This window comes from Aeromicrobium alkaliterrae, from assembly GCF_039529015.1.
GTDB lineage: Bacteria > Actinomycetota > Actinomycetes > Propionibacteriales > Nocardioidaceae > Aeromicrobium > Aeromicrobium alkaliterrae.
Genome location: NZ_BAAAME010000004.1, coordinates 1,030,007 through 1,037,791, shown reverse-complemented (window position 1 = coordinate 1,037,791; position 7,785 = coordinate 1,030,007). Strand labels below are relative to the sequence as shown.

Annotated in this window: 7 protein-coding genes; 5 read left to right on the top strand and 2 right to left on the bottom strand. The window is 73.4% G+C overall.

Annotated elements, in window-relative coordinates:
* Positions 1–36: 36 nt before the first annotated feature.
* Together ABD127_RS13120 and aqpZ are read right to left on the bottom strand one after the other, a co-directional pair.
* Entirely contained in the window at positions 37–987 is a 951-nt protein-coding gene (locus ABD127_RS13120; RefSeq protein WP_344202301.1) for an EamA family transporter, read from the bottom strand.
* A 17-nt stretch (positions 988–1,004) separates the two neighbouring features.
* Entirely contained in the window at positions 1,005–1,712 is a 708-nt protein-coding gene (gene aqpZ, locus ABD127_RS13115; RefSeq protein WP_344202298.1) for an aquaporin Z, read from the bottom strand.
* A 71-nt stretch (positions 1,713–1,783) separates the two neighbouring features.
* On the opposite strand from aqpZ, the gene ABD127_RS13110 reads away from it, so the two are divergent.
* The 5 genes from ABD127_RS13110 (at position 1,784) to ABD127_RS13090 (ending at position 7,779) form a co-directional block, all read left to right on the top strand.
* Positions 1,784–2,830 carry a histidinol-phosphate transaminase gene (locus ABD127_RS13110; RefSeq protein ID WP_344202296.1) on the top strand — a complete coding sequence of 349 codons (1,047 nt, stop codon included), beginning with the start codon at positions 1,784–1,786 and terminating at the stop codon, positions 2,828–2,830.
* A 203-nt stretch (positions 2,831–3,033) separates the two neighbouring features.
* Complete coding sequence (locus ABD127_RS13105; RefSeq protein WP_344202293.1) at positions 3,034–4,152, top strand: thiamine pyrophosphate-dependent dehydrogenase E1 component subunit alpha; 1,119 nt, start codon at positions 3,034–3,036, stop codon at positions 4,150–4,152.
* Positions 4,152–5,141, top strand: a complete 990-nt coding sequence (locus tag ABD127_RS13100; RefSeq protein WP_344202290.1) for an alpha-ketoacid dehydrogenase subunit beta — start codon at positions 4,152–4,154, stop codon at positions 5,139–5,141. The genes ABD127_RS13105 and ABD127_RS13100 overlap by 1 nt, the downstream gene beginning before the upstream one ends.
* Positions 5,141–6,409, top strand: a complete 1,269-nt coding sequence (locus ABD127_RS13095; RefSeq protein WP_344202288.1) for a dihydrolipoamide acetyltransferase family protein — start codon at positions 5,141–5,143, stop codon at positions 6,407–6,409. Before ABD127_RS13100 ends, ABD127_RS13095 begins: the two co-directional genes overlap by 1 nt.
* Positions 6,410–6,495: 86 nt before the next feature.
* The gene (locus tag ABD127_RS13090) at positions 6,496–7,779 is read left to right on the top strand and encodes an MFS transporter (RefSeq protein WP_344202285.1); all 1,284 of its coding nucleotides are present in this window, start codon (positions 6,496–6,498) and stop codon (positions 7,777–7,779) included.
* Positions 7,780–7,785 lie beyond the last annotated feature (6 nt).

The following is a 7,785-nucleotide window of genomic DNA, read 5'->3' as shown; positions in this document are numbered from 1 at the left end:
CAGCACCGGGAATCCTCCCGGCCGGGGTGCTTCGGGCTAGACCGGGGTCGGGGGGAGGGAGTCGGCCGGGACGCGGCGGGAGGTCTGGGCCAGGACGATCCCGACCAGGACCAGCAGCACGCCTCCGACCTGCACGGGGGTGAGGCTCTCGGCGAACCACAGCCAGCCGACGACGACCGCGCCGGCCGGCTCCAGCATCGCGACGACGCTGACGGTCATCGCTGGCAGGTGGCGCAGCGCCAGCAGCAGGAGGAAGAACGGCGCGGTCGTGCCGAGCACCACGACTGACGTCATCGCGACCCAGGCGGGCACGCTGAGGTGGTCCAGGCGACCGAGCACCGAGGCCGAGGCGCCGAGCTGGTCGGCGGTCCAGAACGGCTGGACCACGTTGAGCACGAGCGTCGCCACGAGGAACGCCCACAGGATCACCGCGAGGGGCGTCATGCCGCCGGTGTCCCGCTCGCCGAGCAGGAAGTACGCCGCGAAGCACAGGCCGGCCGCGAACGCGGCGAGCAGCCCGATCCCGTCGACCGTGACGCCCGACCAGATCTGCCCGACGAGCGCGAGGCCGACCAGCGCCAGCCCGAGCGCGGGCCACATGCGCGGCTGCACCGGTTCGCGGCGGGCGAAACGGACCCACAGCACGACCCACACGGGGCCGAGGTACTCCACGAGCAGCGCGATGCTGAGCGGGAGCCGGTCGATCGCGACGTTGTAGAAGCCCTGCAGCCCCGCGACGCCGACGAGACCGAGCCCGATCACGAGGGGCACCTGACGGCCGCGCGGCAGCCGGAAGGCGGTGCGCTCGGTGAGAGCCGCGATCAGCACGATCACGAGCAGCGCGCCGGTGACCCGGACCGCGGTGAACGTCTCGATGTCCGTGCCCGAGCGCAGCGGGATGCGGGAGACCCCGGCGTTGACCGCGAAGAGGACGGCCGCGGACAGGACGAAGGCGTACCCGAGGAGGGGTCGGGTGGAGGTGCTCACGCCCCCTATCGTGACCGTCAGTCGCGGCCGAGGATCAGGTGGTGCACCGCTCCGGCGATCGCCGCCCCCACCAGGGGAGCCACGACGAAGGCCCACTGCTGGGCCAGGACGTCGCCGCCGGCGAACCACGCGACGCCGAGCGAGCGGGCCGGGTTCACCGAGGTGTTGCTGATCGGGATGCTCACGAGGTGGATCAGGGTCAGGCCGAGACCAATCGTCAGGCCGCTGAAGCCGACGGCGGCACGCTTGGCCGACGCGCCGAGGATGATGAACAGGAAGACCGCCGTCAGCAGGGTCTCGGCGATCAGCACCGAGGCGAGGTCGTAGCCGCCGGGCGACCGGTCGCCGTAGCCGTTGGTCGCGAAGGCCCCCTCGGCGGAGAAGCCGTCGGCGCCGCGCGCGATGAGGTAGAGCACGCCGCCTGCCGCGCTCGCGCCGACGACCTGGATCGCCGCGTACCCCGGGACGTCCTTCCACGCGAAGCGACGGGCGACCGCCAGGCCCACCGTGACGGCCGGGTTGAAGTGGCCGCCCGAGACCGGGCCGAACGCGTAGGCGCCCGTGACGACCGTGAGCCCGAACGCCAGCGCGACACCGAGGTACCCGACCTGGTCGCCGGCGAAGATCGCCGTGCCGCACCCGCCGAGCACGAGCCAGAACGTGCCGAGCGCCTCGGCGCCGAGCTTCTGCGCCGTCGAGGGGGTGGTCGTGAGCGAGGTCGTCATGGGATCGGACGCTAGTGAGCAGTTGGCCCGGCCGCAAGGCCCGATCGGGCCCCCGGCCTAGGCTCGAGCCCATGACGACTCCCGTGCCCCGGCCCGCGATCGCCGCCGTCCCTGCGTACCGGCCCGGCCGGCCGGCGGTGAGTGACGAGCTCAAGCTGTCGAGCAACGAGCTGCCGTTCGCGCCGCTGCCGGGCGTCCTGGCTGCGGCCACCCAGCTGCTCGGGCGCATGAACCGCTACCCCGACGCCGGGTGCACGGCGCTCTACGAGGCGCTGGCCGAGACGTTCGAGGTCGAGACGGACCAGCTCGCAGCGGGCACCGGTTCGGTCGACGTGCTCTACCGCGCGATCGCGGCGTTCGCCGGCCCTGGCGACGAGGTCGTCCTGCCGTGGCGCTCGTTCGAGGCGTACCCGCTCGCGATCGCGGTCAGCGGCGCCACCGCGGTGCCCGTCCCGCTGCGGGCCGACGCGACGCACGACGTCGACGCGATGCTCGCGGCCGTCACCGAGCGCACCAAGGTCGTGCTGGTCTGCACCCCGAACAACCCGACCGGCCCGGTCCTCACGAGTGCCGAGCTCGACCGGATCCTGGCGGGCGTGCCGTCGCACGTGCTCGTGGTGGTCGACGAGGCCTACGTCGAGTTCGTGCGCGATCCGCTGGCGGCCTCCGGCCTGGCCGCGCTGCGCACGCACCCCAACGTGCTGGTGCTTCGCACGTTCTCGAAGGCGCACGGGCTCGCCGGCCTGCGGGTCGGCTACGGCATCGGGAACCGCGACGTCGTCGAGTCGGTGCGCGTCGCGGTGCCCTTCGGCGTCACCGACGTCGCCCAGGTCGCCGCGATCGCGTCGCTGGGCGAGACCGACGCGATGCGCCGCCGGGTCGAGACCGTGGTGGCCGAGCGCGACCGGGTCGCCGCCGCACTGCGGGCCGCGGGCTGGCAGGTCCCGGTCTCCGAGGCCAACTTCGTCTGGCTGCCCGTCGGCGAGCAGGCGCTGGCGGTCGCGGCGCGCTGCGAGCCCGTGTCGGTGCGACCCTTCGCCGGCGAGGGCGTGCGCGTCACGATCGGCGACCCCTCGGCCAACGACCTCGTGATCGAGGCGCTGCGCGACCCCGCCTGAGCCGCGCCTGGCCGCGAGGCGGCCGGACCGCGCCCGGTGGATGACCTTCGTGTTGCAAGCTGGTTTCACCCCTTCCGGAAGTCGGCTTCCTCCCTTAGCGTGAGTGGGACTTAGGTCACGTCGCCCGACCTCACCCGGTCACGGCGGCGAACCACCGACACCGTGACCGGCAACCCCGGGGGCGGCCGACGTTGGGGGATCCCATGCACCCGTCCCTGCCCACCGCACCCGATGAGTCCGACCTCGTCCGCCTGCTGACGCCCCAGGGCGAGCGGGTCCACCATCCCGAGGCCAGCTGGTCCGGCACCGACGCCGACCTGCTCGCGCTGCACCGCGACATGGTCCTGACGCGGCGCATCGACACCGAGGGCTACGCGCTGCAGCGCCACGGCGAGCTCGGCCTGTGGCCGCCGTGCCTGGGCCAGGAGGCTGCGCAGGTCGGCACCGCGCACGCCGTGCGCTCCCAGGACATGGCCTTCCCGACGTACCGCGACCACGGCGTCGCGTGGGTGCGGGGCGTGCCGCCGGAGAAGCTGCTGGGCCTGTACCGCGGCACCGACCTGGGCGGCTGGGACCCGCACGAGCACCGCACCGCGCTGCCGTCGATCATCATCGGCGCCCAGTGCCTGCACGCGTCGGGCTACGCGATGGGGATCGTGATGGACGACGCCGTCGGCCACGGCGACCCCTCCCGCGACGCAGCCGTCGCTGTCTACCTCGGCGACGGTGCGACGGCCCAGGGCGACACGCTCGAGGCGCTCTCGTGGGCGGCGGCGTTCTCGCTGCCCGTCGTGTTCGTCATCGAGAACAACCAGTACGCGATCTCGACCGTCACGAGCCGGTTGTCGAACGTGCCGCTCGTGCGCCGTGCGGACGGCTTCGGCATCCCCGGCGTGCGGGTCGACGGCAACGACGTGCTGGCCTGCCAGGCCGTCATGGAGGCGGCGATGCAGCGCGCCCGTGACGGCCGCGGGCCCACCGTGATCGAGGCCGTCACCTACCGCCGAGGCGCGCACACGACCTCCGACGACCCGTCGCGCTACCGCGCCGGCGAGGAGACCGAGTACTGGGAGAAGCGCGACCCGATCAGCCGGGTCCGCGCGCTGCTGGACTCGATCGGCACGTTCGAGCGCGAGCTCGCCGAGCTCGACGCGGAGGCCGACGCGCTCGGCGAGCGGCTGCGCGCCGCCTGCCGCACCCTGCCGGAGCCGGACCTCGCGGCGCTGTTCGACCTCGTGCACGCCGAGACCACCCCCGAGCTGGTGGAGCAGCGGGACGCCGCGGTCGCCTGGCGCGCTCTCGGCGCCGAGGAGGTCGTCTGATGGCCCGGATGAACATTGCGTCGGCGCTCAACGCCGGCCTGCGCGCAGCCCTGGAGTCCGACCCACAGGTCGTGCTGATGGGCGAGGACATCGGTCGGCTCGGCGGCGTCTTCCGCGTCACCGACGGCCTGCAGAAGGACTTCGGTCCGGCCCGCGTGATCGACACCCCCCTCGCGGAGTCGGCGATCATGGGCACCGCGGTGGGGCTCGCGATGCGCGGCTACCGTCCCGTCGTCGAGATCCAGTTCGACGGCTTCGTCTACCCGGCCTATGACCAGATCGTGAACCAGGTCGCCCGGCTGCACTTCCGCTCCGGAGGCGCCCTGTCGATGCCGATCGTCATCCGCATCCCCTACGGCGGTGGCATCGGGGCGATCGAGCACCACTCGGAGAGCCCCGAGGCGCAGTTCGTCATGACGCCCGGGCTCAAGGTGCTGACCCCGGCCACGGCGCACGACGCCTTCTGGATGGTGCAGCAGGCCGTCGCCTCCGACGACCCGGTCGTCCTGATGGAGCCGAAGCGCCGGTACTGGGAGTCCAGCGAGGTCGGCGACGTCGCCACCCCGGCGTGGTCGTCGGTCGTGCGCCGTGAGGGCGCGGACGCGACCCTCGTGACGTACGGTCCGATGGTCGCGACGTGCCTGGCGGCGGCCGAGACCGCGGCGGCCGAGGGGCGCGAGATCGAGGTCGTCGACCTCCGCACGCTCTCGCCGCTCGACCTGGACCCGGTGGTCGCGTCGGTGCGCCGCACGGGTCGGGTCGTCGTGGTGCACGAGGCCCAGCGGACGCTCGGCATCGGCGCCGAGGTGGCGGCGCGCATCGGCGAGCGCTGCTTCTTCCACCTCGAGGCGCCCGTCGGACGGGTCACGGGCTACGACATGCCGTACCCGCCGAGCCGGGTGGAGGAGGAGTTCCTGCCGGACGTCGACCGCATCCTCGACGCCGTCGACGCGACCTTCACCGCGGGCGACGAGGAGGGGACGCTCTGATGGCGCACTTCAAGCTCCCGGACGTGGGCGAGGGCCTGACCGAGGCCGAGATCGTGACCTGGCACGTCGCGGTCGGTGACGTCGTCGCCGTCAACGACGTGCTGGTCGACATCGAGACGGCCAAGTCGGTCGTCGAGCTGCCGAGCCCGTTCGCGGGCACCGTCACCGAGCTGCTCGTCGAGCCGGGACTCACGGTGCCGGTCGGCACGCCGATCGTGACGATCGTCGACGCGTCGGTGACGGACGCCCCGGCCGACGCCCCGGCGGGCGACGCCGCGCCCGAGATGCTGGTCGGGTACGGCCCGAAGGACGAGACCTCCGGCGGACGTCGTCGGCGGCGCCCCGTCGCCGCGGCTGCGGCACCGGCTGGAGCGACGGCCGTGCTGGACGAGCCGGCCCCCGCGCTCGTGCCCGATCGTCCGCGCGCCGCCCCGCCGGTGCGTCTGCTCGCGCGTCGCCTCGGGGTCGACCTGGCCCGCGTCCCGTGCGACGGCGTCGTGACGCGCCGCGACCTGGAGTCGTTCGTCCGCGCGCACGAGGCGGCCCCGGACCCGGTGGCCGCGGCTCCCGCTGCGGGTGGTCGCACGGTGCCGCACTCCGCGGTCCGGCGTGTCACCGCCGCCGCGATGGTCAGCTCGGCGTTCACCGCGCCGCACGTGACCGAGTGGGTCGAGGTCGACGTCTCCCGCACCGTCGAGCTGGTCGACCGGCTGCGGTCGGACCGAGCCTGGCGCGACGTGCCCGTCTCGTCGCTGCACCTCGTGCTGCGCTCGGTGTGCCTCGCGCTGCGTCGCACCCCGGAGCTGCACGCCTCCTGGGGCGACGACGCGCTCACGATCCCCGAGCACGTCGGCCTGGGCGTCGCCGCGGCGACCGACCGTGGCCTCGTCGTGCCGGTCGTGCCGCAGGCCGAGACCCTCGACCTGCGCGGCCTCGTGGAGCAGGTCGCCGAGCTCGTCGCGATCGCTCGCAGCGGCCGGCTGCAGCCCGCGCAGATGGCGGGCGGCACGTTCACGGTGACCAACATCGGGGTGTTCGGCATCGACGCGGGCACACCGATCCTGCCCCCGGGACAGACCGGGATCCTGGCCGTCGGGGCGATCACCCGCAAGCCCTGGGTCGACGAGCACGACCAGGTCGTCCCGCGCTGGGTCACGACGCTGGCGCTGAGCTTCGACCACCGCGCCGTCGACGGCGAGCAGGGCTCACGCTTCCTGCGCGACGTCGCCGACCTCCTCCACGACCCGGCCCTCGCCCTGACCGTCTGACCCCACCAGATCTGCGCACTTCCTCGGCTGTTTCGTGGCCGGGCGGCCGAAGAAGTGCGCACATCTGGGGGACCTAGGATGGGTGGGTGAGGCTGACGCGGGATCGACAGGGGTCGGCCCTGGTCATCTGGGGCGTCGCGCTCAGCGCCTACCTGCTGGCGGTCTTCCACCGGTCGTCGCTCGCGGTCGCGGGACTCGAGGCAGCCGACCGCTTCGGCATCTCGGCGGCCCAGCTCGCGACGTTCACGACGGTGCAGCTCATCGTGTACGCCGGGATGCAGATCCCGGTGGGCCTCGCGCTCGACCGCTTCGGCCCGCGCCGGCTCCTGCTGATCGGCGCCGTCGTCATGACCGTCGGGCAGCTCAGCTTCGCGTTCATCGACTCGTACGCCGGAGCTCTCGGTGCCCGGGTCCTCGTCGGCGCGGGCGACGCGATGACGTTCACGTGCGTCCTGCGCCTCATCGCGACCTGGTTCCCGGCGCGGCGGGTCCCGCTCGTCACCCAGCTGACCGGAGCGACGGGCCAGGTCGGCACCGTGCTGGCGGCGCTGCCGATGACGTGGGCGTTCATGAACCTCGGCTGGACCACGACCTACCTCGCCGCCGCTGGCCTGGGCCTCGTCGTGACCGTGATGGCCGCCGTCGTGATCCGCGACGAGCCCGGGGCCTGGCGTCGGCGCGGGCCCGCGATCTCGCTCGCGTCGGTCCGGCGCGACCTGGGCGACTCGTGGAGCCACCCCGGCACGCGGCTCGGCTTCTGGACCCACTTCACGACGCAGTTCAGCGCCACGACGCTGGCCCTGCTGTGGGGCTTCCCGTTCTTCGTGCGGGGCGAGGGACGCAGCCCGCACGAGGCCGGCGTCCTGCTGACGCTGCTGACGATCTCGCTCGTGATCGCGGGACCCCTGCTGGCGATGGTCACGAGCTGGCGGCCGTACCACCGCTCGGACCTCGTCATGGGCATCGTGCTGACGATCGCCGCCGCGTGGACCGCCGTGCTGGTCTGGCCCGGCGACGCCCCGACCTGGCTGCTCGTGATGCTCGTCGTGGTCGTCGGCATCGGGGGACCGGCCTCGGTCATCGGCTTCGAGTACGGGCGCGAGTTCAATCCCGACGCGCGCCTCGGCGCGGCGATCGGCATCATCAACCAGGGCGGCTTCTACGCGAGCCTGATCCTGGTCGTGGCGATCGGCCTGGTGCTCGACTGGCGGACGCCGACCGGGTCCGACTACACGGCGGAGGCCTTCCGCTGGGCGATGTCGGCCCAGTACGTGCTGTGGGCGCTGGGCCTGGCGAACATCTGGCGCGCCCGGCGCCGCACCCGCAGACACGTCGCCGCGGTCCCGGAGACGGGTACCGCGGCGACGTAGGGGGGC